Here is a 26,222-nt window from a genome sequence, read left to right as displayed (position 1 = left end):
TTATCCTCGTAGATCTGCTGCGCCGTGTTTATGGGCTCGTTGTAGTAGGTGACTGCCCAAGTGCATCAGCCAGCAGGTAGCGACGAAGGGCGCGGTCAGGCCGGCCACCGGCATTAGCTTGAACAGCGGTTGCAGTAGCAGGGCCAGTGCGATTGCCAGCAACGTCACCCAAGGTTTTTCACCTTGCCTGCTGAACGCCAGCGCTGCCAACGCGGCATTGAAGCCGAACAAACCCAGCCAAGCAGCTTGCGCCTGGTCGGCGAGCAGTGCCACACCGCCGCCAATGGCCGAGCCGAGCACGGCCCACATTGCGGCATAGGGGTTGGCAATGAACATCCCGATAATGATCAGCAACCCGGCCAGCGGCTGGTCGAGCAAAAAGATCTGCCCCACGCCACGCGCCAGGGCATACGCCGGTTCTGCCTCGACGAAACCGCTGGGCGCGGGGCTTGCGAATAGCAGGACAGCCCAGCCGAGCAGCACGAACGGCGCGGTATAGGCAACCAACAGCTTGCCGCCGCGCTTGCGCCATTGGTGGGTGATGATGCTCGACAGGCCGCCGGCGGCGATGATCAGCGGCGGCAGGATCGCCGACCAGGGCAGCACGGCGCTGATCAGGATGCCGATCAGCACGCCGTTGTAGCAATACAGCCCGGCCTGGCGGTCGGCGCGGTCGTAGCCGCGGCGTTGGGCAGTGAGCAGGCCGGCGAGGGCGCCGAGCAGGGCGCCGCCGACCAGGTCGGGGGCGGTCAGCAGGATGGCCAGCAGGCAGCACAGGCCGCACAGGGGGTTGCGCAGCAGCAGCACCTGGCTGAAGCCGTTGAGCAGCGCCGTGGCCCAGTCGGGGCACGGGTTGACGAAATTCTTGGTGTACATGGGCAGTCAGCAAGGTTGATGGGGGAGCGGTGGGCCTCTTTGGGCCTCGATTTTCCGCAGTGATGTGTCACACCACCGACCCTGTTGGAGCGGGCATGCCCGCTCCAACAGGAAAGGGGTGGTGGCTTAGATCAAGTTCTCGATCCGCAGCGTGTTAGTCGAGCCCGGCTTGCCGAAAGGCACACCGGCGGTGATCAGCAGCGTGTCGCCCCGGCTGGCCATGCCTTGCGCCTGGGCGATCTCCAGGGCGGTGGACACCACCTCGTCGACCTGGCGCAGGCGGTCGTTGACCACCGAGTGCACGCCCCATGCCACGCTCAGGCGGCGGGCAGTGGCCAGGTTCGGTGTCAGGTTGAGGATCGGCGCCCGTGGCCGCTCACGCGCGGCACGCAGGGTCGATGCGCCTGACTCGCTGTAGTTGACCAGCACCGCCACCGGCAGGATGCCGCTGATACGGCGGATCGCGCAGCTGATGGCGTCCGACACAGTGGCCTCGGCCTTTGGCCGGCCGACGTCGAGCTGGGCCTGGTAGTCCGGGCCGTTCTCCACCTGGCGGATGATCTTGCTCATCATCTGCACGGCTTCCAGCGGGTAGTCACCGGAGGCGGTCTCCGCCGACAACATCACCGCATCGGCGCCTTCGGCCACCGCGTTGGCCACGTCGGTGACTTCGGCACGGGTCGGCGCTGGCGAGAAGCGCATGGATTCGAGCATCTGGGTGGCCACCACCACCGGTTTGCCCAGCTGGCGGCAGGTGCCGATGATGCGCTTCTGGATCTGCGGCACGCTTTCGGCCGGCACTTCCACGCCCAGGTCGCCACGGGCCACCATGATCGCATCGGCCAGTTCCGCGATGGCTTGCAGTTGTTCGACGGCCGATGGCTTCTCGATCTTGGCCATCAGGTAGGCGCGGTCACCGATCAGCTGGCGCGCTTCGACGATGTCTTCCGGGCGCTGCACGAACGACAGGGCCACCCAGTCCACACCCAGCTCCAGGCCGAAGGCCAGGTCGCGGCGGTCTTTCTCGGTGAGCGGGGAGAGGTCGAGCACCGCTTGCGGCACGTTGACGCCCTTGCGGTCGGACAGCTCGCCACCGTTGAGCACTTCGGTATCGATGGCGTCTGCGTGCTTGGCGGTTACCCGCAGGCGCAGCTTGCCGTCGTCGAGCAGCAGGTCCATGCCCGGCTCCAGCGCCGCGATGATTTCCGGGTGGGGCAGGTTGACCCGGCGGCTGTCACCCGGGGCCTTGTCCAGGTCCAGGCGCAGGGCCTGGCCGCGTTGCAACTGGACCTTGCCCTCGGCGAAGCGGCCGACGCGCAGCTTCGGCCCTTGCAGGTCCATGAGGATGCCCAGCGGGTAGTTCAGCTGCTGCTCGACTTCGCGGATCCACTGGTAGCGCAGGGCGTGGTCGGCGTGTTCGCCGTGGCTGAAGTTGAGGCGGAAGATGTTCACACCGGCTTCGACCAGCTGGCGGATGTCGTCGATGCCTTTGATCGCAGGGCCGAGGGTGGCGAGGATCTTTACTTTTTTATCAGGCGTCATGGTTGGGCAGTCTCGAGGATCAGGATGGCGCGGAAGTCGTTGACGTTGGTACGGGTCGGCTCTGTGACGATCAGGGCATCGAGCGCGGCGAAGTAGCCATAGCCGTTGTTGTTGTCCAGCTCATCGCTGGCCGACAGGCCCAGGGCTTCGGCGCGTGCGTAGCTGCTCGGGGTCATGTAGGCGCCGGCATTTTCCTCTGAACCGTCGATGCCGTCGGTATCACCGGCCAGGGCATACACGCCGGGCAGGCCTTTGAGGCTTTCGGTGAGGCTGAGCAGGAACTCGGCATTACGCCCGCCACGGCCATTGCCGCGCACGGTGACGGTGGTTTCACCGCCCGAGAGGATCACGCAGGGCGCCTTCAGCGGCTGGCCGTGCAGCACGATCTGCCGGGCAATGCCGGCGTGCACCTTGGCCACTTCGCGCGATTCACCTTCCAGGTCACCGAGGATCAGCGGGCTGAAGCCGGCCTGGCGGGCTTTGACCGCCGCGGCTTCGAGCGATTGCTGCGGTTTGGCGATCAGCTGGAAGTGGCTGCGGGCCAAAGCCGGGTCATCGGCCTTGACGGTTTCCGAAGCGGGGTTGTTGAGCCAGTCGATGACGGCTTTCGGCGCTTCGATGTCGTAGCGCTTGAGGATTGCCAGGGCATCGGCCGAGGTGCTCGGGTCGGCCACGGTCGGGCCGGACGCGATGACGGTGGCCAAATCACCAGGCACATCGGAAATGGCATAGGTGTAGACGGTGGCAGGCCAGCAGGCCTTGGCCAGGCGGCCGCCCTTGATCGCCGAGAGGTGCTTGCGCACGCAGTTCATCTCGCCGATGGTGGCGCCGGATTTGAGCAGCGCCTTGTTGATCTGTTGCTTGTCAGCCAGGGTCAGGCCTGCGGCTGGCAGTGCCAGCAGGGCGGACCCACCGCCGGACAGCAGGAAGATGACGCGGTCTTCTTCATTAAGGTTGCTGACCAGCTCCAGCACGCGCTTGGCCACGGCCAGGCCGGCGGCGTCGGGGACCGGGTGAGCGGCTTCGACCACCTCGATCTTCTGGCAGTTGGCGCCGTGACCGTAGCGGGTCACGACCAGCCCGGAGACGTCGCCCTGCCAGCTTTTTTCGACCACTTCGGCCATGGCGGCTGCGGCCTTGCCGGCGCCGATGACGATGACCCGGCCGCTACGGTCGGCGGGCAGGTAGGGTTCGAGCACCTGGCGTGGGTGGGCGGCGGCGATGGCTGTGTCGAACAGGTCGCGGAGAAGTTTTTGCGGATCGACCGACATGGCAGGCTCCCATTTATTGTTGTTCTGCAGAATCAAAAACGCCCCTGGAACTGCCTCCGTGCAGGCCGAACCAGGGGCGGGTGTTGCTCGGTACCACTGATGGGCCTGTGGTCGCAGGTTCATCAGTGCTGGCTGCTTCGCGGGTGAACCCGCTCCCACAGAATGACCGCAGCCCTCAGGCCTGTAGAGCACCTGTAGGAGCGGGTTTACCCGCGAAGTGGCCAGTAAGGCTTGACGATTATTTGTCGTCGCGGATCGAGAAGTTGGCCATGTGCTCCAGGCCTTTGATCAGCGCCGAGTGGTCCCAGTTGCCGCCACCCAGGGCCTGGCAGGTGTTGAACACTTGCTGGGCATTGGAGGTGTTGGGCAGGTTGATGCCCAGTTCCTTGGCGCCTTGCAGGGCCAGGTTGAGGTCCTTCTGGTGCAGGTTGATGCGGAAGCCTGGGTCGAAGGTGCCTTTGATCATGCGCTCGGCGTGCACTTCGAGGATCTTCGACGACGCGAAGCCGCCCATCAGGGCTTCACGCACCTTGGCTGGGTCGGCGCCGTTCTTGGCGGCGAACAACAGGGCTTCGGCAACGGCCTGGATGTTCAGGGCGACGATGATCTGGTTGGCAACCTTGGCGGTCTGGCCGTCACCGTTGCCACCGACGCGGGTGATGTTCTTGCCCATGGCTTCGAACAGCGGCAGGGTGCGCTCGAAGGCTTTCGGGCAGCCGCCGACCATGATGCTCAGGGTCGCGGCCTTGGCCCCGACTTCGCCGCCGGACACCGGGGCGTCCAGGTAGGCAGCGCCAGTGGCTTTGATCTTCTCGGCGAAGGCTTTGGTGGCGGTAGGGGAGATCGAACTCATGTCGATCACTACCTTGTTCGGGCCCACGCCTTCGGCGACGCCGTTTTCACCGAACAGGACGCTTTCGACCTGTGGGGTATCCGGCACCATGATGATGATGAACTCGGCTTCCTGGGCCACTTCCTTCGGGTTGGCCAGGGCCACGGCGCCAGCGGCGATCAGGTCGGCCGGTGCCGCGTCGTGGTGGGTGGAAACGAAGATGCTGTGGCCTGCTTTCTGCAGGTTCTGCGCCATGGGCTTGCCCATGATGCCAGTGCCGAGGAAACCGATTTTAGCCATGAGAAATTACCTCTTTTGTATTTGTTGAATCTCGATTGAGCAAGCGGTGCAGGCCCTTTGTGGGAGCGGGTGTCTCACAGAGGCTGTCGCTTGGCGCTCAGATCGCGTTGTGCGTTTTCAGCCAGCCCAGGCCCGCTTCGGTGGTGGTCAGCGGCTTGTATTCCGCGCCCACCCAGCCTTGGTAGCCGATGCGGTCCAGGTGCTCGAAGAGGAAGCGGTAGTTGATCTCGCCGGTGCCGGGTTCGTTGCGGCCCGGGTTATCGGCCAGCTGGATGTGGTTGATCAGTTTCAGGTTGGCTTCCATGGTGCGAGCCAGGTCACCTTCCATGATCTGCATGTGGTAGATGTCGTATTGCAGGAACAGGTTGTCGCTGCCGACTTCGGCCTGGATTTCCAGCGCCTGTTTCGTGGTGTTCAGGTAGAAGCCAGGGATGTCGCGGGTGTTGATCATTTCCATGACCAGGCGGATACCCGCAGCTTTCAGCTTGTCGGCGGCGTAGCGCAGGTTTTCCACGAAGGTCTTGCGCACGTCGGCGCACTGCAGGCCTTGTGGACGAATGCCGGCCAGGGCGTTGACCTGGGTGTTGCCCAGGACCTTGGCGTATTCGATGGCCTTGTCTACGCCGGCGCGGAACTCTTCGACGCGGTCTGGGTGGCAGGTGATACCACGCTCACCTTTCGACCAATCGCCGGCCGGCAGGTTGAACAGCACCTGAGTCAGGCCATTGGCGTCCAGTTGCTGCTTGATTTCGGCAGCACTGAAATCGTATGGGAAGAGGTATTCGACACCGCTGAAACCAGCGTCGGCGGCAGCCTTGAAGCGGGCCAGGAAGTCCTGTTCGGTGAACAGCATGGACAGGTTGGCAGCGAAGCGAGGCATGGGTTGTCTCCTTGCGATGAAGGCCCCCGGGGCAAGCCTGGGGGCGTCAGGCGATCAGTCCAGCAGCGAGATGGCGGTTGGCGCGTCGTTACCGACCAGGGCCAGGTCTTCGAACTCGTTGACCGCATTGATCTCGGTGCCCATGGAAATGTTGGTCACACGTTCGAGGATCACTTCGACCACGACCGGTACGCGGAACTCTTCGGCCATCTTCTGTGCCTTGAGCAGGGCTGGGGCGATCTCAGCCGGCTCGAACACACGGATGGCCTTGCAGCCCAGGCCTTCGACCACGGCGACGTGGTCGACACCGTAGGTGGCAGCGTCGGTCGAGTTGATGTTCTCGAACGCCAGTTGTACACAGTAATCCATGTCGAAGCCACGCTGTGCCTGACGGATCAGGCCCAGGTAGGCGTTGTTCACCAGCACGTGAACGTACGGCAGGTTGAATTGCGCACCGACGGCCAGTTCTTCGATCATGAACTGGAAGTCATAGTCACCCGAGAGCGCGACCACCTTGCGCTTAGGATCGGCTTTGACCACGCCCAGCGCGGCAGGGATGGTCCAGCCCAGCGGGCCGGCTTGGCCGCAGTTGATCCAGTGGCGTGGCTTGTACACGTGCAGGAACTGCGCACCGGCGATCTGCGACAGGCCGATGGTGCTGACGTAGCAGGTGTCCTTGCCGAACACCTGGTTCATCTCTTCGTACACGCGCTGCGGCTTGACCGGCACGTTGTCGAAGTGGGTCTTGCGCTGCAGGCTCGCCTTGCGCTGCTGGCAGTCTTCCAGCCAGGCCTTGCGGCACTTCAGCTTGCCAGCGGCTTTCCATTCGCGGGCCACTTCGAGGAACACGTCCAGGGCCTTGCCAGCGTCGGAAACGATACCCAGGTCCGGCGTGAACACGCGGCCAATCTGGGTCGGTTCGATGTCCACGTGCACGAACTTGCGGCCTTCGGTGTAGACGTCGACGGAACCGGTGTGGCGGTTGGCCCAGCGGTTACCGATACCGAACACCAGGTCGGATTTCAGCAGGGTAGCGTTGCCGTAGCGGTGCGAGGTCTGCAGGCCGACCATGCCGACCATCTGTGCGTGGTCGTCCGGGATGGTGCCCCAGCCCATCAGGGTCGGGATTACCGGTACGCCGGTCAGTTCGGCGAACTCGACCAGCTTGTCGCTGGCGTCGGCATTGATGATGCCACCACCGGCTACCAGCAGCGGGCGCTCGGCGTCATTGAGCAGGGCCAGGGCTTTTTCGGCCTGTACACGGGTGGCGGACGGCTTGTTGATTGCCAGTGGCTCATAGGCGTCGATGTCGAATTCGATTTCGGCCATCTGCACGTCGAACGGCAGGTCGATCAGCACCGGGCCTGGGCGGCCGGTGCGCATTTCATAGAAGGCCTTCTGGAAGGCGTAGGGCACTTGGCCCGGCTCCAGAACGGTGATGGCCCATTTGGTGACTGGCTTGACGATATTGGTGATATCGACCGCCTGGAAGTCTTCCTTGTGCAGGCGGGCACGGGGTGCCTGGCCAGTGATGCAAAGGATCGGGATGGAGTCGGCCGAGGCGCTGTACAGGCCGGTGACCATGTCGGTGCCGGCTGGGCCGGAGGTACCGATGCACACGCCGATGTTGCCTGGGTTGGCCCGGGTGTAGCCCTCGGCCATGTGCGAGGCGCCTTCGACGTGACGAGCGAGGACGTGATCGATGCCACCGACTTTCTTCAGGGCCGAATACAGCGGGTTGATGGCAGCCCCCGGGATGCCGAACGCGGTATCTACACCTTCACGGCGCATGACCAGAACGGCTGCATCGATTGCTCTCATTTTGCTCATGGTTTGTGCCTCATTGATTTTGTAATTGTATACAACTTGCTTTGTGCCAGAGTGTATTCATGGCTGACCGCTCAGGTCAACGGGTTTTCGTCGGACACGATTCCTTTCGTTCGAGCGCCCGTGAAAACGATGGTTTGCGGTCTCGCATACGATCGTTTCAATTTATTGTATACAAAAAATAATCCAGTTGTGTTCTATTGGCTCATCGATTTTTCACCTGCCCTCAGGGCTTCTCACAACAAGAAGAGGACCTTTCCATGAACGCTTTGAACCTGAAAGTCGCTGTCAGCCTGGTGAACGCCGCGTTGGCGGCGGGCCGCGCGATCAATGCCGCACCCCTGACCGTGGCCGTGCTGGATGCCGGCGGGCACCTGCTGGCCTTGCAGCGCGAGGACGGCGCCAGCTTGATTCGCCCGGAAGTGGCCACCGGCAAGGCCTGGGGTGCGATTGCCCTGGGCAAGGGCTCGCGCCTGCTGGCGCTGGATGCGCAGCAACGGCCGGCGTTTTTCGCCGCGTTGAACGGCTTGGGCGAGCGGCCGGTGGTGCCGGCGCCGGGTGGCGTGCTGATTCGTGATCAGGATGGCAAGGTGCTGGGCGCTGTGGGGATCAGCGGCGATACATCGGATATCGACGAGCAATGCGCGATCAGTGCGATCGAAGAGGTGGGGCTGAAGGCGGATGCGGGGGTAGCGGCTTAATTCTCTGCTGCCTGTTCCGGCGTATCGCGGATAAATCCGCTCCTACAGGCCTGCTCGGGCGTATCGCGGATGAATCCGCTCCTACAGGCCTGTTCCGGCGTATCGCGGATGAATCCGCTCCTACAGGCCTGTTCGGGCATATTGCGGATAAATCTGCACCTACAGGCTGTGGTGATTCTTGTAGGAGCGGATTTATCCGCGATGAATCCAGCGCCGTCTTTCAGGCTGCCTCAGGCTCACAGCCCTTGAGCACCATGCGAATGATGGTATCGGCCGCAGCATCGTAATCGCTGTCGGCCAGCCTGGCCTTGCCGGTCACCGCCGAAATCTGCCAATCGAAATCGGCATAGGTCTGGGTCGCGGCCCAGATGCTGAACATCAGGTGGTGGGCATCGACATGGGCGATCTGCCCGCGGTCGATCCAGCGCTGGATGCACTCGATGTTGTGCCGGGCTTGCTCGTTCAACTGTTCCACCTGGCTTGGCGACAGGTGCGGTGCGCCATGCATGATTTCGCTGGCGAACACCTTCGAGGCATGGGGCAGGTCACGCGAAATGCGGATCTTCGAGCGGATGTACGCACTCAATACTTCTTTCGGATCACCGTCGGCATTGAACGGCGTCGATGCCTGCATGATCGGCGCGATGATGCTCTCCAGGACCTCGCGGTAGAGATTGTCCTTGGATTTGAAGTAGTAATACACGTTCGGCTTGGGCAGGCCGGCCTTGGCGGCGATGTCACTGGTCTTGGTGGCGGCGAAGCCCTTGTCGGCGAATTCTTCACTGGCTGCGCGCAGGATCAGTTCCTTGTTGCGCTCGCGAATGGTGCTCATGGTCAGGGATCTTCCTCGTGTCTGGCCACCTCTAAGAGGGATCGGGCATGGTAGCACCGCGCCCGACGGGCGCTCAAGGCAGGGGCTTTGGGCTAGAATCCGGCAAATCGACTCATTCGGATGCAAAAAAATGGCAGGAAGCAGTTTACTGGTACTGATCGACGATATCGCCACGGTGCTCGACGATGTGTCGGTGATGACCAAGGTTGCGGCGAAGAAGACCGCAGGCGTGCTGGGCGACGACCTGGCCCTCAATGCCCAGCAGGTCACCGGTGTGCGCGCCGATCGCGAGCTTCCGGTGGTTTGGGCGGTGGCCAAGGGCTCGTTGGTGAACAAGGCGATTCTGGTGCCGGCGGCGCTGTTGATCAGCGCGTTCATCCCTTGGGCGGTGACGCCACTGCTGATGCTTGGCGGCGCCTACCTGTGCTTCGAAGGCTTCGAGAAGCTGGCGCACAAGTTTCTGCACAGCAAGGAAGAGGACGCGCTGCATCACGAGGCACGCAAGGAGGCTGTGGCCGATGCCGCTGTCGACCTCGTAGCGTTCGAGAAAGCCAAGGTCAAGGGCGCGGTGCGTACCGACTTCATCCTCTCCGCCGAAATCATCGCCATTACCCTGGGTATCGTCGCTGACACGCCGCTGACGCAGCAAATCATCGTGCTGTCGGGCATCGCGGTGGTCATGACCATCGGTGTGTATGGCCTGGTGGGGGGGATCGTCAAGCTGGACGACCTGGGGCTGTGGATGACCCAGAAGTCTTCAGCGCTGTCTCGTTCGATCGGCAATGGCATCCTGCGAGCCGCGCCCTACATGATGAAGAGCCTCTCGGTGATCGGTACTGCGGCGATGTTCCTGGTCGGCGGCGGGATTCTGGTACACGGCGTGGTGCCCCTGCACCATGCGATCGAGGCCTTCAGCGAGGGGCGCGGTGGGTCGCTGACCAGCGGTTTGCTCAACGGCCTGGCCGGTGTGCTGGCCGGGGGTGTGGTGCTGGCGGTGGTGGCTGTTGCGGGTAAACTGTGGCGGGCGCTGCGGCCCGCCACATGAGGGCTCACTTGCCGGCAGCGATGCCTTGCTCTTCGGGTTTCCAGGTCAGCAGGCCCTGGCTGAAGCCGTAGGCCGCACTCTGGTAATAGGCGATTGCCCGGCGGATCAGAGGGTTGTCGCTGGCAACCATGGTTTCCCGGCTCTTGCCAAGCGCGTCTTCATGCACACGCATGCCGCCACGCGGGCTGAGAATGGCCAGGTCGTTGCCGTCGAATAGCCCCAGGTGCTGGTAGTTGCCGATCAGCACCCGTGGTGGCAGGTCATCTTGCTTGAGCAGGTCGCGGCCGAAGAAGGTCGAGGTGTAGTCGAAGTTGAGCAGGCCCAGCAGGGTCGGGGCCAGGTCGATCTGGCTGGCCAGCTTGCTGTCTTCGCGGGGCTCGATCATTTTTGGCGCATAGATCCACAGCGGGATCTGGTAGTTGTTCACCGGCAGGTCCTCGACCCCGGCACTGCCGGCCGTGTGGTCGGCGACAAACACGAACAATGTGTTGTCGAACCATGGCTTGCCCTTGGCTTCCTTGAGGAACTGAGCGATGGCATGGTCGGTGTACTTCACCGCGCCTTCGCGGCCGTCGCCTGACGGAATGTCGATGCGGCCGTCCGGGTAGGTGTAGGGGCGGTGGTTCGAAGTGGTCATCAGCTGCAGGAAGAACGGCTTCTGCCGGGCGTAATCGGCATCGGCCAGCTTGAGGGTCTGCCGGTACAGGTCCTCGTCGGCCATGCCCCAGGCATTCTTGAAACTGATTTCGCTTTCATCGACGCTGCTCTGGTCGACGATGCGGTAGCCGTTGCCGCTGAAAAACGCATTCATGTTGTCGAAGTAGCCGCGCCCGCCGTAGACGAATACTGCGTCATAGCCTTTGGCGGTCAGTTGCTGGCCAAGACTGGCGTAGCCGCTTTCGCGGCCGATGCGCTTGACGATCGAGCGGCCCGGGGTAGGCGGGATCGACAGGGTGATGGCTTCCAGGCCGCGGTCGGTACGGGTGCCAGTTGCATAGAAATTGTTGAAGTACAGGCTCTCGCGGCGCAGGGCATCGAGGTTCGGCGTGAGGTTGCGCGCATCACCGTTGCTGCCCATGTACTTGGCGCTGAAGCTTTCGATGGTCACCAGGATGATGTTGGGCGTGCGCTGTTCACCGTTGGCATTGATGTGGCGGCGGATGTCCTGGGGTTCCTGGCCCTGGAACTGTGCATGGGGTTCGGCCAGCTCCTGGTGCATCTGCGCGCCGACTTCACCGGCGCCGAGGCTGGCGTAGAACTGGCTGTAGTCCAGTTCGTTGTTACGGAAGGCGGCGAAGAACTGGTACGGGCCGTTGCTGGCCAGCTCGCGCTGATAGGCATTGCCGCCCTGGCCGCGTGGGAACTGCTGGTCGATCACCACGATGTTCAGGCCGACCAGTACGGCCAGCACAGCCAGCCCGGACACGCGCTGGCGCGAGGTGGCGGCGGGTCCGGCGAGGGCCTGGGCCAATGGCTTGCGCAACACCAGGGCAAGCAGGACCGCAGCCACCGCGATGCCGCTGAGCAATGCGGGCAGTGGGTAGGATTCGCGGATGTTGTCCAGCACTTCCTTGGAATAGACCAGGTAGTCGACAGCGATGAAGTTGAAGCGTACGCCGAATTCGTCCCAGAACAGCCACTCGGCCACGGCAACGAACAGCATCACGAACAGGCTGACCGCCAGCAAGCCGCGAAGCAGCCAATGGTGGGCACGCGAGCGCCACAATCTGTTTGGGCACAGCGCCAGGTACAGGCCCAGCGGCAAGGCCGTGTAGATGAGGAAGCTCAGGTCGTAGATCGCCCCGTCAAAGAAGATCGAAAAATAGTTGCCGCTGAACTCATTCATATGAGTGAACAGCAATAACAAGCGTGTCAGCAGGAAGATGCCGAACCAGGTTGAGCAAAGCAACAGCAGATAGCGCCAGGGCGCAGGTAGGGGAGTACGCATCTAGTTAACCTGTTTTCTTTCTTGGGGGTGCGAGGTCAACTAGTCTAGTGGAAAAATTGCAAAAATATTGTCAAAAATTCTTCGTGCAGGCGAAAGCGATGGCTTTATAGTCGTAACTTGCGATTTCAGAGTTGATGGGAAGGAAAACACATGTTTGGTGTGCTGACTTACGACGCCTATCACCTGGCCCTGTACCTGCTCACGGCGCTTGCCTGGGGGGCTCTGGGGCTTGGCGTTCAGGCGCTTTGGAAGTGTTGCGCGATGCTCGGCTTGGTCTTGGCGATCAAGTCGATAGTGCTGTTGCTGGATATCTCCAGGGTCATACCGCACCACCACGTGGAGTTGGTATTGCTGGTATTTGGAATCGTGCTGCCGGTGGGAATTTTTCTGACCTGTAAGGCAATTTCTATTTTAAGTAAGACAGTGCTGAAAAGATTGTAAGTTAAAGCTTACAAATCAGGACTATGACGGCGCCGTCAGGTAACGGCGCGGTCACGTTTCAGCCGATCAGAAGTGCACTTTCACCAGGAAACTCATGGTGTTCTGGTCGGTGGTGAAGCCATCACTGTCCTTGATGCCGTACTTGTCTTTCCAGTAATCGTATTCGACACCGACATACAGCTGCTTCTCGCCCAGGTGCAGGGCCTTGCCCAGGTCGTACTTGATCTGCGGGTTGAAGTGCAGGTTGGCGTGGTAAGTACCGTGACGGTTCTCGTCGTTGTCGACGACCCAGTCCATGAAACCGTCGATCAGCACATCGGAGTCACCGACCGGAATGGTGTAGGACCAGACCGGAGTGATCTGCCAGACATTGTTACCCGCGCGGCTGCCTTCAGGCATGCGGTTGTAGAAGTTGAGCTGGAAATAGTCGAAGCCCGGAATGTTCAGGTCGAAGCCCGGGCCGATCAGGTACGACTCGACGTCACCCTCACCAAACTCGTAGGTCGCGGCCAGCAGCACGTCCTTGACCGGGCCAAACTCAAGCTTCTGGTCGAAAATCTTGCCAAACGACAGGCGCGGGCTGAATTCGCCGTAGTAGCTGTTGGGGCCGTTGTTGGCGTCCTTCTTGCCCTGGTAGAAAATCTTGTCGACGAAGAAGAAATTGTCGCCGTACTTCCAGCCATCGGCATGCTCGAAGGTGAAGGTTTGCTGGATCTCTGGGTTGACCTTGAAGTTCTTGCCCCACAGGTAGGTCAGGCTGTTGTTCTGCCACTGCAGCAGGTCGCCGGCGAAGGTGGTGCCGCAGGCCAGCAGGCCGCCCGCGAGAATCAGGCTGTTGATGGTACGCATTGCGAGTGTCGCTCCCTTGATTGATCTGTTGTCAGCGCTCGTTGGCGCTTTTTTGTCTTTTGAGTCAGCTTTTTTCGATTGGCCACAACTGTTTGGCAAGAGCTGCGCCAACTTTTCGGGGTTAGCTGCTACCTTCCTGCTCGACTCGTTCTGAACGGATGAAAATGGGTATTTCAGGCTGGCAACACGTCGGCCAACCGCCCGAATTCATTGACTGAGCGGTCAGTAAACGCCGGCAGAATCCCTTGTGCCGTGATCGAGGGGGCGCGCAGATTACTGGCTTGCGCGCCGCGCCTCAAGTGCTCCGTCCTGGAGCACGGTGATTCAAACTTGGGCGTTTGGTCAGATTTTCAGAAGTGTACTTTGATCAGCGCGCTGGCGACACTTTGATTACTGTCCAGATTGCCGCGGCTGTCGATGCCGTACTTGTCTTTCCAGTAGCTGTATTCGAAGCCGACGTAGAGCTGTTTGGCACCGATATTCAGGGCCTTGCCCAGGTCATACTTGACCTGCGGGTTGAAGTGCAGGTTGGCATGGTAGGTGCCACGTTTGTTCTGGTCGTTGTCGGTGACCCAGTCCATGTAACCGTCGATCAGAATGTCGGATTTGCCCACAGGGATGGTGTAGGACCAGCCGGGGGTAATCTGCCAGACGTTGTCACCGGGGCGGCTGCCTTCGGTGTTGCGCACATAGAAATTCAGGGTGAAGTAGTTGAAGCCGGGAATGTCCAGGTCGAAGCCGGGGCCGATCAGGTAGGCCTCGTTGTCGCCTTCGCCGCGTTCGTAGGTCATGGCCAGCAGCACGTCCTTGACCGGGCCAAAGGCGAGCCTCTGGTCGAAGATCTTGCCGAACGACAGGCGCGGGCTGAACTCACCGTAGTAGGTGGTCACGCCTTTGCCGGGGTCGGGTTTGCCGTTGTAGAAGATCTTGTCGACGAACATGAACGTGTCGCCGTACTTCCATTTGTTGGCATGCTCGAAGGTGACGGTCTGCTGGATGCTCGGGTTGACCTTGAAATCCTTGCCATACAGGTAGGTCAGGCTTTCGCCGTGCCACAGCAGCCAATCGCCTGCATGGGCGGGGAGGGTGGCCAGCAGGCTGCTGCCCAGCAGCAGGCTTGATGCGATGCGCTTCATGTCGTGATTCCCGGACTTATTGTTTTTGTTGGCGGTTTATTCGGCGCGCAGGCGCCCCGAGCGGCCCATTCCGGCGGGCCGACGGTGAAACGGTTACTACGGAATGTGAGCAGGGGCGGCACACTGCGCCGCCCCGCTCAGGGCTCAATGCTGGTGGCAGGCGTCGTTATGCACGGCGCGCTCGGCACCACCCAGGATGTTGAACAGCACGTTGAGCACCAGGGCACTGACCGTGGCCATGGCGATCCCGCTGTGGGTGATGGGTTCCATCCACTGCGGCATTTGTGCGAAGAACTCCGGCTTGACCACGGGGATCAGGCCAAAGCCGACGCTCACCGCCACCAGCAGCTGGTTGCGGCGGTCGCCGATGTCGGCTTCCTGGAGGATCTTGATCCCGGTGGCGGTGACCATGCCGAACATGGCGATGGACGCGCCGCCCAGCACCGCAGGCGGGATCGAGGCGATCAGGAAGGCCGCCTTGGGCAGCAGGCTGAGCATGATCAGCAGGGCACCGGCCATTACTGTGACGTAACGGCAACGCACGCCGGTCATCTGCACCAGGCCGATGTTCTGGGCGAACGATGAGTGGGTGAAGGTGTTGAAGAAGCCGGCGACGAACGACGCACCGGCATCGCACAGCAGGCCGCGACGCAGCATCCCAGGTGTCACTTCGCGGTCTGTCACCTTGCCCAGGGCGAGGAACATGCCCGTCGACTCGACGAAGATGATCACCACCACCAGGCACATCGACAGGATCGGCGCCAGGCTGAAGGTCGGCATGCCGAAGTGCAGTGGCGTCACCACTTGCAGCCACGGCGTGTCGCCCAGGCCCGACAGGTCGACCATGCCGATGGAGCCAGCCAGGATGTAGCCAAGGCCCATGCCCACCAGCACCGACACGTTGACCCAGAAGCCGCGCATGAAGCGGTTGATCAACAGGATGACTGCCAGCACCAGGCCAGCCACCAGCAGGTAGATCGGCGAACCGAAGGTGGTGGCGTCCTGGCCACCACCGGCCCAGTTGACCGCTACGGGGAACAGCGACAGGCCAATCGAGGTGATCACCGTACCGGTGACCAGGGGCGGGAAGAAGCGTACGACCTTGGACATGAACGGCGCGATCAGCATGCCGAAGAACCCGGCAGCGATGGTCGCGCCGAAGATCCCTTGCAGGCCGACGCCCGGCATGCCGGCCATGGCCACCATGCTGCCGACGGCAGCAAAACTGGCACCCATCATCACCGGCATGCGGATCCCCACCGGGCCGATACCGAACGACTGGATGATGGTAGCGACACCGGCCACCAAAAGGTCGGCGTTGATCAGGAAAGCAACTTCTTCACGGGACAAACCAGCGGCCTGGCCGATGATCAGAGGGACGGCGATCGCCCCCCCGTACATCAGCAACACATGTTGCAGGCCAACCAGGATCAGTTGGAACAGGGGCAGAGGCTGTCGCGGCGGCGCAACTGGGATGTACGCCTTGCGTGACTCGGACATGCAGCACCTCGAGTTTTGTTTTTATTCTCGGATCCAAGCGCCGGTCGCAAGCGGCGGGCCAAGGCAGCCCGGGTTTCCCGCCAGCAGTCGAACGCTCGATGCTTGCTTGTTGCGTATGTCTTGAAGCAGAGGCCGGGTCAGCCGGCCTCTTCGCGGGCAAGCCCACCCCCACAGGGGGAGCGGGCTGCCCGATGGATCAGTTGACCTGAGCGCCTTTGGCGATCCAGTCACCGACGAGCTTGCGCTCTTCGGCGGTCATCTGGGTGATGTTGCCCAGCGGCATGATCTGGCTGGCGACCGCTTGCGCCTGAATGCGCGCGGCCTGGGCCTGGATCTGCTGCGGGGTGTCGAACATCACGCCGGCCGGTGCTGCGCTGAACAGTGGGCTGGTCGGTTTAGACGAGTGGCACACGCTGCAGCGTTCCTGGATGACTTTATGGATCTTCTCGAAGTCGCCACCGGCGGCCTGAGCCGTTGCCTGGACCGGGGCCTCGGCGGGTGCGGCTGGCGCTTCGGCGGCCTTGGCGGCTTCCTCGGCACGCAGTTCGGCGGCGGTCTTGCCCCCGACGGCGGTGGCTGGCAGTGGCTGGTACTCGACCTTCGCTGCGGCCTGCTCAGGGCTGACGGCCATTGGCTTGGGACCGGTGACGTAGGCCAGGCAGATCATCGCCAGGGCACCGACCGGCAGGGTCCAGGCGTACTTGTTGCTGTCGTGGCGGGTGTTGAAGTAGTGGCGGATCAGAACCGCGGCTACTGCGATACCGGCCAGGATCAGCCAGTTGTACTGGCTACCGTAGGTGCTCGGGAAGTGGTTGCTGATCATGATGAACAGCACCGGCAGGGTGAAGTAGTTGTTGTGACGCGAGCGCAGCAGGCCCTTGGCCGGCAGTACCGGGTCCGGTGTCTGGTTGTTCTCGATCGCCGCTACCAGCTGGCGCTGGGCCGGCATGATGATGCGGAACACGTTGCCGACCATGATGGTGCCGATGATCGCGCCGGTGTGCAGGTACGCACCACGGCCGCTGAACACCAGGCTGAAGCCGAAGCAGGCGGCAATGATCAGAACGAACAGCACGGCGCCGAGCAGGGCAGGGTGCTTGCCCAGCGGCGAGTCGCACAGGAAGTCGTAGATGAACCAGCCGGCGACCAGCGAACCGATACCAATGGCCACGCCTTCGGCACCGCTCAGGGTGCTGCCGGGTGCCAGCAGGTATAGGCTCGGGTTCCAGTAGAACACCACGCACAGCAGGGCGATACCGGACATCCAGGTGAAGTAGGCTTCCCATTTGAACCAGTGCAGGTTCTCGGGCATTTTCGGGGGGGCGAGCTTGTATTTCTCCAGGTGGTAGATACCACCGCCGTGAATCGCCCAGAGATCACCCGACAACCCATCGCGCGGGTTGCTTCGGTTCAGGTGGTTCTCCAGCCAGACGAAGTAGAACGATGCACCGATCCAGGCCACGCCGGTGATCATGTGAACCCAGCGAATGCTCAGGTTCAGCCATTCGTGAAGGTGTGCTTCCACAGTATGTACCTCTGCCGATCACCGTGAACGATGACCGACCTTTTCTTATTGGTGGGGATTGAGGATCAGCATCTGTTCCTCGGTGAAGTAATGCTCATCGCAGTTGTTGCCAGAACCGCTGCGATCAACCACCAGGAAGTCATCCCGCTTTTCGATCGTCAGCACCGGGTGGTGCCAGACGCCGCGATGGTAATTAACGCCCTGCCTGCCGTTACTACGGAAGGCACGGACCAAGCCTGATACAGGTGCATCGCCAACGGGCGCGACCACGATCAGAAAGGGGTTGCCGAGCAGCGGGATGAAAGCCTGGCTGCCCAGCGGATGGCGTTCCAGCATGCGCACGGTCAACGGCATGTCCTGCGCGTCGGCGCGGAAGATGCTGATGATCGCCTTGTCTTCGGGCTCGGCGGTCTCGACCGTGGCGAGCTTGTGGAAGCGCATGGTCGAGCCGTTGTTGATCATGAAGTGATCGCTGCCGTCGGTTTCGATCACGTCTCCGAATTCGGCGAAGGCTTCTTTGGTCAGGGGCTCGATCATCAGGGTGCGCATGCGGATATCTCTTCTATTGTTCGATGTGCTGAATAAGGTTCGGCGGTTGCTTACAGCTGCAACAGGCGGAACAGGGCGATCAGGTTGATCTGCGCCAGGGCTTCCTTGAATTCGGCATCGGCATCGTTATGGATGCGTTTTTCGAAGGAGGCGAGGATCTGGTGCCGGTTGCTGCCTTTCACTGCCATGATGAACGGGAACTGGAACTTGGCTTTGTAGGCGTCATTCAGCTCGGTGAAACGGGCGAACTCTTCGGCGGTGCACTGGTGGATACCGGCGCCGGCCTGCTCATTGGTGCTCGATTCGGTCAGCTCGCCCTGGATGGCGGCCTTGCCGGCCAGGTCCGGGTGAGCGTTGATCAGCGCCAGCTGATCAGCGTGGTTGGCGCTGAGCAGAATGTCGCTCATGCGCTGGTGCAGCGCCTCGATCTCGTCCAGTTCGCCCAGCTGGCCCAGGTCGTAGGCTTTTTCGGCGACCCATGGCGAGTGCTCATAGATGTCGGCGAACGCCGCGACGAAGGCGTCACGGGACAGCGTGGAGGGCTTGAGGGTCTTGAAGGCGGTCATCAGGCGTTCTCTTTCTTGTACGGGTGGGTTGCATGCCAGTGGCGGGCGATGTCCACGCGGCGGGCGAACCAGACCTGGTCGTGGCTCTTGGCGTAGTCGACGAAGCGCTTGAGCGCAGCCAGGCGCGCCGGGCGGCCGACCAGCCGGCAGTGCAGGCCGATGGACAGCATCTTCGGCGCTTCGGCGCCTTCGGCGTACAGCACGTCGAACGCGTCTTTGAGGTACTGGAAGAACTGCTCGCCGCAGTTGAAGCCCTGCACCTGGGTGAAGCGCATGTCGTTGGTGTCCAGGGTGTACGGGATCACCAGGTGCGGCTTGCCGGTCGGGTTGTTCGGCTCCCAGTACGGCAGGTCGTCGTCATAGGTGTCGCTGTCATAAAGGAAGCCACCTTCCTCCATGACCAGGCGGCGGGTGTTCGGGCCGGTGCGGCCGGTGTACCAGCCCAGAGGGCGCTCGCCGGTGATTTCGGTGAGGATGCGGATGGCTTCGAGCATGTGCTCGCGCTCCTGGGCCTCGTCCATGTTCTGGTAGTCGATCCAGCGGTAGCCGTGGCTGCAGATCTCGTGGCCGGCTTCGGCCATGGCGCGGATCACATCGGGGTGGCGCTGGGCGGCCATGGCCACGGCGAAGATGGTCAGCGGCACACCGCTGTCCTTGAACAGCTTGAGCAGGCGCCAGACGCCAGCGCGGCTGCCGTACTCGTACAGCGATTCCATGCTCATGTTGCGCTGGCCCTGCAACGGCTGGGCAGCGACCATTTCGGAGAGGAAGGCTTCGGACTCTTTGTCACCGTGCAGAATGTTGCGTTCGCCACCTTCCTCGTAGTTGAGGACGAAAGACAGCGCGATGCGAGCGTTGCCCGGCCATTGCGGGTGAGGAGGGTTGTTGCCGTAACCGATCAGGTCGCGAGGATAGTCAGCGCTCACTGCAGTCTTCCTTCTTGTGTGTTAGTGCGGGGTGGGCGGGCCGCGTCGGGATGTCGCACCACCGGATGGGCTGATTGTATACAACTTCTGAAATCTTTTGTAAGCCTGTTTTTCCGCATTTCTTCCCATTTGTCGCTTGAACGCTCTAGTGAAGACTGTTGCAAGAAACCTGCCTGTTTGGTCAGTTAATGCGGTTGGGCTCTGCACGGTGCCTGTAGTTGCGACTGATGGCCGGTTTGCCGGGGCTGAGACGGAAGGGATCAAAAAAATTGTGTACAATCTGAAGTTGAAATGTCTTAATAGCCTTCATTCCCCGCACAGTGCGGGCCCCATCCTGGGGCGGCTGTGTATTTTTTGCCCATAGAGTGAACAAGAGGCGACAAGCAGATGGGACGTTTGACCACACACGTACTGGATGCCGCGCATGGCTGCCCAGGCAGCTCGATCAAGGTCGAGCTGTACCGCGTCGAAGGCCAGCAGCTGGAGCTGGTGAACACTGCCCTGACCAACAGCGATGGCCGCGTCGACGCCCCGCTGCTGCAAGGTGACGATTACCGTACCGGCGTCTACCAGCTGCAGTTCAGTGCTGGCGCCTACTACCGTGCTCGCGGCGTGCAGCTGCCGGACACGGCGTTTTTGGATGTTGTCGTACTGCGTTTCGGCATCGATGAAAAGCAGGAGCACTACCACGTGCCGCTGCTGATCTCGCCGTACAGCTATTCAACCTATCGCGGAAGCTAGTTGGTCGCTAGAAGAATCTTCGTAGGTCCTTTGGCCCGCTCTCACACTGGCGGGCTTTTTTTCGTCTGCTGTTTTTGTAATGCCTGCACCGGCCTCCTCGCGGATGAACCCGCTCCCACAGGATCTGCGCTGCCCTTGGAAGGGGGCGCCCGCGAAGAGGCCGGATCAGAGTGAATGAAGAAAGGGCGCCGAAGCGCCCTTGGTTGGTGCGGTGAGAGTCAGAGGAACACAAACTTGGCAATGAAGATCGCGCACAGCACCCACAGGCTGGCGGAGATTTCCTTGTACTTGCCGGTACCCGCCTTCAACGCCACGTAGCTGATGAAGCCCAGGGCAATACCATCGGCTACCGAAAAGGTCAGCGGCATCATGATCACCGTGACGATCGCTGGAATGCTGTCGGTGGCTTCGTCCCAATGGATGTGCGCCATGCTGCCCATCATCAGCATCGCCACATAGATCAGCGCACCGGCAGTTGCGTAAGCCGGGATCATGCCGGCCAGTGGCGCGAAGAACATCGCCGCCACGAACAGAATGCCCACCACCACAGCCGTCAAGCCGGTTCGGCCACCCGCAGCCACACCTGCAGCGCTCTCTACATAGCTCGTTACCGGTGGTACGCCGACCACCGCGCCAAACACGCTCGACGCACTGTCCGCCTTCAATGCCCGCGACAGGTTCTCGATGCGCCCGTCCGGTGCCACCAGGTTGGCCCGCTGGGCCACGCCCATCAAGGTGCCGGCGGTGTCGAACATGTGCACGAACAGGAACGCCAGCACCACGCTGATCATGCTGACGTTGAACACGCCTGCAACATCCATGGCCATCCAGGTCGGTGCCAGGCTCGGCGGCATCGACATCACCCCGCCGAACTTGACCAGGCCCAGGCCCCAGCCCGCCACGGTGACGCCGATGATGCTGATCAGGATCGCACCGAATACCCGCTTGTAGCTGAGGATGGCAATCAGCAGGAAGCACAGCGCGGCCAGCAGTGGCCCTGGTTCATGCAGCGAGCCCAGCTTGATCAGGGTGGCCGGGCTATCAACGATGATGCCGGCCGTCTTCAGGCCGATCAGCCCGAGAAACAATCCGACGCCGGCCCCCATGGCATGGCGCAGGCTTACCGGGATGCTGTTGAGCAGCCACTCGCGCACGCGGGACAAGGTCAGGAACATGAACAGCACACCGGAGACGAACACGGCCCCCAGCGCGGTTTCCCAGTTGTAGCCCATGGTGCCGACCACGGTGTAGGTAAAGAAGGCATTGAGCCCCATGCCCGGCGCCAGGCCCACCGGCCAGTTGGCGTACAGGCCCATCAGCAGGCAGCCCAGCGCGGCGGCGATGCAGGTGGCGACGAAGGCGGCGCCGTGGTCGATGCCGGCGTCGGCCATGATGTTGGGGTTGACGAAAATGATGTAGGCCATGGTGATGAAGGTGGTCACCCCGGCGATCAGTTCGGTTTTGACGGTGCTGCCGTGTTGCTTGAGTTTGAAAATCCGCTCCAGCCAACTCGTTTCGAGCGGTGGCGCGAGATCCAGCGTAGGGGCTTCGGATTTGCGGCTTTCCACAGCGAGTACTCCTCAAGTCTTTCTTGTTGTTGTGGGAGCCAGGGTCCTGAGCAATGCACTTGGTGGCTCCTCGAGGGAAGGCAGACGTCTGACGCGCTTTGTTGACTTACGGGTCAAGAAGTTGCTCGGTGGATTATGCTTTTGTGTACAAAGAATGCAAATAATGTTTTATGTTTTGTACGCGCAATGCGTCGTACAACGGCTATATAGGTAAAACGCCCCCTGCGGAATCGCCTCAGCCTGTGTACAATGGCGCCATACTTTCTCTTCGTGCCTCGAGAGCCCATGAACGAACAGCTGCAACCTCTGAAAAAACCTGCGCGCACTGGCAAGGCCGGCCGCAGTGGTACCCAGGACGACATCGTCTACGCGCATATCTTCGAGGCTATCCTCGAGCAGCGATTGGCGCCGGGCACCAAGTTGAGCGAGGAAGCGCTGGGCGAGATCTTTGGCGTCAGCCGCACCATCATCCGCCGCGCCCTGTCGCGGCTTGCTCACGAAAGCGTGGTGCTGCTGCGGCCCAATCGCGGTGCGGTGGTGGCCAGCCCGACGGTGGAAGAGGCCCGCCAGGTGTTCTTCTCGCGGCGCATGGTCGAACGCGCCATCACCGAGCTGGCGGTGCAGCATGCCACCCTTGAGCAGCTCAACGAACTGCGCCAGATGGTGCGCGAAGAGCGTGACAGCTTCTCCCGTGGCGACCGCGGTGCCGGTATCCGCCTTTCCGGCGAGTTCCACCTCAAGCTGGCCGAGGCAGCTGGCAATGCACCCTTGGTGAGCTTCCAGCGCAGCCTGGTCTCGCAGACCTCGCTGATCATTGCCCAGTACGAAACCGGTACCCGTTCGCATTGCTCGTATGACGAGCACATGCAGCTGATCGATGCCATCGAGGCGCGCGATGCCGAGCAGGCAGTCAGCTTGATGATGCATCACATGGACCACATCGACAGCAAGCTGAACCTTGACGAGGAAAGCGCCTCGGACGACCTGCACGCGGTGTTCTCGCACCTGCTGAAGAAACCAAAGGTATCGGCCAAGGGCTGATCCTGTCCCAGGTACTGAAAGGGCCGCTCTGCGGCCCTGCTTGGTTACTGGCCAATAGCCAAACCTCTGCTAGATTCTTGTGAGCAAACCTTCATCAAGCAGTTGGGCTTGCGCATCCATTGCGTTCCACTTCTTGAGGATAGGTCGATGACCATGTCTCTGGGTACACGGATGGGGGCCGAACTGGTCGGCACCTTCTGGTTGGTTCTGGGTGGTTGTGGCAGTGCCGTACTCGCAGCCAGTTCTCCGGTCGGCATCGGTGTGCTCGGTGTCGCCTTCGCCTTCGGTCTCACCGTCCTGACCATGGCCTTCGCCATCGGTCATATCTCCGGTTGTCATCTCAACCCCGCCGTGTCGTTCGGGCTGGTGGTCGGTGGCCGCTTCCCAGCCAAAGAGCTGTTGCCCTACGTGATTGCCCAGGTGGTCGGTGCCATCCTTGCTGCGGGCGTCATCTACCTGATCGCCAGCGGCAAGGCCGGCTTCGAGCTGTCCTCGGGCCTTGCCTCCAACGGCTACGCCGACCATTCGCCCGGTGGCTACACACTGGGCGCGGGCTTCATCAGTGAAGTGGTGATGACCGCCATGTTCCTGGTGGTGATCATGGGGGCCACCGATGCGCGCGCCCCGGCAGGCTTCGCGCCGATTGCCATCGGCCTGGCCCTGACCCTGATCCACCTGATCTCGATCCCGGTGACCAATACCTCGGTCAACCCCGCGCGCAGCACGGGGCCGGCCCTGTTCGTCGGTGGTTGGGCCCTGCAGCAGCTGTGGCTGTTCTGGGTGGCGCCGCTGATCGGGGCTGCGATCGGCGGCGCGCTATACCGGGGCCTGGCGAAAGAACCTTAGGCTTTGTACGAAAAGTGCCTGCGCGACGATCATGCTGCGTTGAAAACAGGCTCGGAATGCTCATTTGCAACCAGCAAAGTCGTGCGCGACTCCGACCGTTCCTCGCCTGTTTTCGCCTTGCCTGATCGCCGCTCGGCGACTTTTCGTACAAACCCTAGCGCTGATGCACGCAACGCCCGGCGGCGTAGGTTTCGCGTACGGTGCGGTCGTCGCCCAGGGTGGTCAGCACGAACAGGGTTTCCTCGATGCTGTTGGCCTGCTGAATGCGGTAGTCCAGCAGCGGCGTGGCCTTGTAGTCGAGCACCACGAAGTCGGCATCGTTGCCTGGGCGCAGGCTGCCGATACGGTCGTCCAGGCGCAAGGCGCGAGCGCCACCGAGGGTGGCCAGGTACAGCGATTTGTACGGGTGCAGGCGCGCGCCTTGCAGCTGCATCACTTTGTAGGCCTCGTTCAAGGTGTTTAGCAGCGAGAAGCTGGTGCCGGCGCCGACGTCGGTGCCCAGGCCCACGTTGACCTTGAAACGCTCAGCCTGGGGCAGGTTGAACAGGCCGCTGCCGAGGAACAGGTTGGAGGTCGGGCAGAAAGCCACGGCCGAACCGGTTTCGGCCAGGCGCTGGCATTCGCTGTCGCACAGGTGCACGCCATGGGCGAACACCGAGCGCTCGCTGAGCAGCTCGAAGTGGTCGTAGACGTCCAAATAGCCCTTCTGCTCGGGGAACAGCGCTTTCACCCAGTCGATTTCCTTGAGGTTCTCGGACAGGTGGGTGTGCAGGTACAGGCCCGGATACTCCTTGAGCAACTGCCCGGCCAGGGTCAGCTGCTCCGGCGTACTGGTCGGGGCGAAGCGTGGGGTTACGGCATAGTGCAGGCGGCCCTTGCCGTGCCAGCGCTCGATCAGCTGCTTGCTCTCGGTGTAGCCGGACTCGGCGGTGTCGGTCAGGTAGTCCGGGGCGTTGCGGTCCATCATCACCTTGCCGGCAATCATCCGCAGGTCCAGGCGCTCGGCTTCTTCGAACAGGGCATTGACCGACTGCGGATGCACGCTGCCGAACACCAGGGCAGTGGTGGTGCCGTTGCGCAGCAGCTCCTTGAGGAAGATCTTCGCCACCTTGTCGGCGTGATCCTTGTCGGCGAACTGCTTTTCGCAAGGGAAAGTGTAGGTATTGAGCCAGTCCAGCAGTTGCTCGCCGTACGAGCCGATCATGCCGGTCTGCGGGAAGTGGATATGGGTATCGATAAAGCCTGGGGTGATCAGCGCGTCCTGGTAATGCACCACTTCGATGTCGGCTGCCAGGCTCGGCAGCAGCTCGCTGGCTGGGCCGACGGCGCTGATGCGGCCATCGTCGATCACCAGCAGGCCGTCCTCGAAGTACTCATGGGAAGCGTCCAGGCCTACCTCGGCCGGGTCGGCGATGCTGTGCAGGATGGCGGCACGGTAGGCTTTGCGGGTCACGGTCATAACATACTCGTCAAATGGCTTGGCTGCGCCGGGAGGGCGGCAGCAACTGGGCAATGGGGCCGGCATTGGCGGCAGCGTCGTGCTGGCCGAAGCAGGCGTTGTAGGTGGCAATGATTTCGCCAGCGATGGACACGGCAATCTCGATCGGCAGCTTGCCCTTGACCTCGGGCAGGCCCATCGGGCAGCGCATGCGAGCCAGCTGCGCATCGTCGTAGCCGCGCTCGCGCAGGCGGTGCTCGAACTTGACCCGCTTGGTCTTCGAGCCGATCAGGCCGAACCAGGCGAAGTCGTTGCGCTTGAGAATGGCGGCGGTCAGTTCCAGGTCGAGCTGGTGGTTGTGGGTCATGACGATGCAGTAGCTGCCCGGCGGCAGGTCCGCGACTTCGTCGACCGGTTCCTCACTGACGACCTTGCTCACCCCGTTGGGGATGAGTTCGGGGAATTCCTGTTCACGCGAGTCGATCCAGCGCACCCGGCAGGGCAGCGCGGCGAGCAAGGGTACCAGAGCGCGGCCGACATGGCCCGCGCCGAACACGGCGATCTGCGCCTGTACGGCAGCCATGGGCTCGAACAGCAGCACGGTGGCGCCACCGCAGCACTGGCCGAGGCTGGCACCGAGGCTGAAGCGCTCCAGGTGCGGGGTGTTGCGGTGCGCCTCCAGCATCTGCCGGGCGATGTGCAGGGCCTTGTATTCGAGGTGGCCGCCGCCGATGGTGTCGAACAGGCCGGTGGCGCTGACGACCATCTTCGAACCGGCGTTGCGCGGGGTCGAGCCGCGCTCCTCGATGATGGTCACCAGCACGCAGGCTTCGCCACGAGACTGGTGGTCGGCGAGGGCGTTGATCCATTGGTGCATGATTCAGATCCTCTTCAGATCAACCCGGTCCGCTTTCTGTGGGAGCGGCCTTGCGTCGCGAAAGGGCTGCGCAGCAGCCCCAAAACTCTATGTTGCAGCACAGATCCTGGGGCCGCTTCGCGACCCTTTCGCGACACAAGGCCGCTCCCACAAAAGAGCGGCCTT

General features: G+C 62.0%; 24 protein-coding genes. 6 read left to right on the top strand and 18 right to left on the bottom strand.

Translation table 11 applies throughout. The annotated features are described in order from the left end of the window. From L6D64_RS00900 to gcl, 6 genes are all read right to left on the bottom strand, one after another. Positions 1-876, bottom strand: a complete 876-nt coding sequence (locus L6D64_RS00900) for an urea transporter (RefSeq protein WP_176506568.1) — start codon at positions 874-876, stop codon at positions 1-3. 126 nt (positions 877-1,002) lie between these two features. After that, positions 1,003-2,418 carry a pyruvate kinase gene (pyk, locus tag L6D64_RS00895; RefSeq protein WP_176506567.1) on the bottom strand — a complete coding sequence of 472 codons (1,416 nt, stop codon included), beginning with the start codon at positions 2,416-2,418 and terminating at the stop codon, positions 1,003-1,005. Next, a complete protein-coding gene (locus tag L6D64_RS00890) occupies positions 2,415-3,689 on the bottom strand; it encodes a glycerate kinase type-2 family protein (RefSeq protein WP_176506566.1) in 1,275 nt (424 codons plus the stop codon). The genes pyk and L6D64_RS00890 overlap by 4 nt, the downstream gene beginning before the upstream one ends. 238 nt (positions 3,690-3,927) lie before the next feature. Next, entirely contained in the window at positions 3,928-4,821 is an 894-nt protein-coding gene (locus L6D64_RS00885; protein WP_176510460.1) for a 2-hydroxy-3-oxopropionate reductase, read from the bottom strand. A 97-nt stretch (positions 4,822-4,918) separates the two neighbouring features. Continuing rightward, positions 4,919-5,701, bottom strand: coding sequence for a hydroxypyruvate isomerase (gene hyi, locus L6D64_RS00880; RefSeq protein WP_186603290.1), 783 nt, complete (start codon positions 5,699-5,701; stop codon positions 4,919-4,921). A gap of 54 nt (positions 5,702-5,755) precedes the next feature. Then, positions 5,756-7,531 carry a glyoxylate carboligase gene (gene gcl, locus L6D64_RS00875; protein ID WP_236192293.1) on the bottom strand — a complete coding sequence of 592 codons (1,776 nt, stop codon included), beginning with the start codon at positions 7,529-7,531 and terminating at the stop codon, positions 5,756-5,758. 257 nt (positions 7,532-7,788) lie between these two features. Here gcl and L6D64_RS00870 point away from each other — a divergent pair, with 257 nt between their 5' ends. After that, positions 7,789-8,229 carry a GlcG/HbpS family heme-binding protein gene (locus tag L6D64_RS00870; protein ID WP_054884141.1) on the top strand — a complete coding sequence of 147 codons (441 nt, stop codon included), beginning with the start codon at positions 7,789-7,791 and terminating at the stop codon, positions 8,227-8,229. Positions 8,230-8,449: 220 nt separating this feature from the next. Here L6D64_RS00870 and L6D64_RS00865 read toward each other — a convergent pair whose 3' ends face one another. Continuing rightward, the gene (locus tag L6D64_RS00865) at positions 8,450-9,061 is read right to left on the bottom strand and encodes a TetR/AcrR family transcriptional regulator (protein ID WP_054884140.1); all 612 of its coding nucleotides are present in this window, start codon (positions 9,059-9,061) and stop codon (positions 8,450-8,452) included. 130 nt (positions 9,062-9,191) lie between these two features. Here L6D64_RS00865 and L6D64_RS00860 point away from each other — a divergent pair, with 130 nt between their 5' ends. Continuing rightward, positions 9,192-10,106: a DUF808 domain-containing protein gene (locus tag L6D64_RS00860; RefSeq protein ID WP_236192292.1), complete on the top strand. Its 915-nt coding sequence runs from the start codon at positions 9,192-9,194 to the stop codon at positions 10,104-10,106. A gap of 4 nt (positions 10,107-10,110) precedes the next feature. On the opposite strand, the gene L6D64_RS00855 is transcribed toward L6D64_RS00860, so the two are convergent. Then, positions 10,111-12,054 (bottom strand): LTA synthase family protein, encoded by a 1,944-nt coding sequence (locus L6D64_RS00855; protein WP_236192289.1) that lies wholly within the window; start codon positions 12,052-12,054, stop codon positions 10,111-10,113. A gap of 150 nt (positions 12,055-12,204) precedes the next feature. Here L6D64_RS00855 and L6D64_RS00850 point away from each other — a divergent pair, with 150 nt between their 5' ends. Then, the gene (locus L6D64_RS00850) at positions 12,205-12,495 is read left to right on the top strand and encodes a hypothetical protein (RefSeq protein ID WP_236192288.1); all 291 of its coding nucleotides are present in this window, start codon (positions 12,205-12,207) and stop codon (positions 12,493-12,495) included. 66 nt (positions 12,496-12,561) lie between these two features. Here the strand turns inward: L6D64_RS00850 and L6D64_RS00845 are convergent, their stop codons facing one another. The 7 genes from L6D64_RS00845 to puuE form a co-directional block, all read right to left on the bottom strand. Continuing rightward, positions 12,562-13,344: an outer membrane protein OmpK gene (locus L6D64_RS00845; protein ID WP_054884136.1), complete on the bottom strand. Its 783-nt coding sequence runs from the start codon at positions 13,342-13,344 to the stop codon at positions 12,562-12,564. Positions 13,345-13,694: 350 nt separating this feature from the next. Next, positions 13,695-14,480, bottom strand: coding sequence for an outer membrane protein OmpK (locus L6D64_RS00840; protein WP_236192287.1), 786 nt, complete (start codon positions 14,478-14,480; stop codon positions 13,695-13,697). Between the two features lie 144 nt (positions 14,481-14,624). Beyond that, positions 14,625-15,980, bottom strand: a complete 1,356-nt coding sequence (locus tag L6D64_RS00835; protein ID WP_054884135.1) for a nucleobase:cation symporter-2 family protein — start codon at positions 15,978-15,980, stop codon at positions 14,625-14,627. A 196-nt stretch (positions 15,981-16,176) separates the two neighbouring features. Continuing rightward, the gene (locus tag L6D64_RS00830) at positions 16,177-17,505 is read right to left on the bottom strand and encodes a urate hydroxylase PuuD (protein ID WP_176510348.1); all 1,329 of its coding nucleotides are present in this window, start codon (positions 17,503-17,505) and stop codon (positions 16,177-16,179) included. A gap of 45 nt (positions 17,506-17,550) precedes the next feature. Further along, positions 17,551-18,054 (bottom strand): ureidoglycolate lyase, encoded by a 504-nt coding sequence (locus L6D64_RS00825; RefSeq protein WP_054884133.1) that lies wholly within the window; start codon positions 18,052-18,054, stop codon positions 17,551-17,553. 50 nt (positions 18,055-18,104) lie between these two features. Next, complete coding sequence (gene uraD, locus L6D64_RS00820) at positions 18,105-18,620, bottom strand: 2-oxo-4-hydroxy-4-carboxy-5-ureidoimidazoline decarboxylase (RefSeq protein ID WP_176510347.1); 516 nt, start codon at positions 18,618-18,620, stop codon at positions 18,105-18,107. Then, positions 18,620-19,546 (bottom strand): allantoinase PuuE, encoded by a 927-nt coding sequence (gene puuE, locus L6D64_RS00815; RefSeq protein WP_054884131.1) that lies wholly within the window; start codon positions 19,544-19,546, stop codon positions 18,620-18,622. The genes uraD and puuE overlap by 1 nt, the downstream gene beginning before the upstream one ends. Positions 19,547-19,933: 387 nt before the next feature. On the opposite strand from puuE, the gene uraH reads away from it, so the two are divergent. After that, positions 19,934-20,287, top strand: coding sequence for a hydroxyisourate hydrolase (gene uraH, locus L6D64_RS00810; protein WP_054884130.1), 354 nt, complete (start codon positions 19,934-19,936; stop codon positions 20,285-20,287). A gap of 218 nt (positions 20,288-20,505) precedes the next feature. Here uraH and L6D64_RS00805 read toward each other — a convergent pair whose 3' ends face one another. Further along, positions 20,506-21,855 (bottom strand): NCS2 family permease, encoded by a 1,350-nt coding sequence (locus L6D64_RS00805; RefSeq protein ID WP_176510346.1) that lies wholly within the window; start codon positions 21,853-21,855, stop codon positions 20,506-20,508. 285 nt (positions 21,856-22,140) lie between these two features. Here L6D64_RS00805 and L6D64_RS00800 point away from each other — a divergent pair, with 285 nt between their 5' ends. Together L6D64_RS00800 and aqpZ are read left to right on the top strand one after the other, a co-directional pair. After that, entirely contained in the window at positions 22,141-22,896 is a 756-nt protein-coding gene (locus L6D64_RS00800) for a GntR family transcriptional regulator (RefSeq protein ID WP_110636686.1), read from the top strand. A gap of 147 nt (positions 22,897-23,043) precedes the next feature. Next, complete coding sequence (gene aqpZ / locus L6D64_RS00795) at positions 23,044-23,742, top strand: aquaporin Z (protein WP_176510345.1); 699 nt, start codon at positions 23,044-23,046, stop codon at positions 23,740-23,742. A gap of 154 nt (positions 23,743-23,896) precedes the next feature. Here the strand turns inward: aqpZ and guaD are convergent, their stop codons facing one another. Both guaD and xdhC read right to left on the bottom strand, forming a co-directional pair. After that, positions 23,897-25,201 (bottom strand): guanine deaminase, encoded by a 1,305-nt coding sequence (guaD, locus tag L6D64_RS00790; RefSeq protein ID WP_176510344.1) that lies wholly within the window; start codon positions 25,199-25,201, stop codon positions 23,897-23,899. Positions 25,202-25,211: 10 nt separating this feature from the next. Then, positions 25,212-26,057 (bottom strand): xanthine dehydrogenase accessory protein XdhC, encoded by an 846-nt coding sequence (gene xdhC / locus L6D64_RS00785; protein WP_176510343.1) that lies wholly within the window; start codon positions 26,055-26,057, stop codon positions 25,212-25,214. Positions 26,058-26,222: the final 165 nt, after the last annotated feature.

Source organism: Pseudomonas urethralis, assembly GCF_021602465.1.
Taxonomy (GTDB): domain Bacteria; phylum Pseudomonadota; class Gammaproteobacteria; order Pseudomonadales; family Pseudomonadaceae; genus Aquipseudomonas; species Aquipseudomonas vlassakiae.
This window is presented reverse-complemented; position numbering and strand designations above follow the sequence as displayed.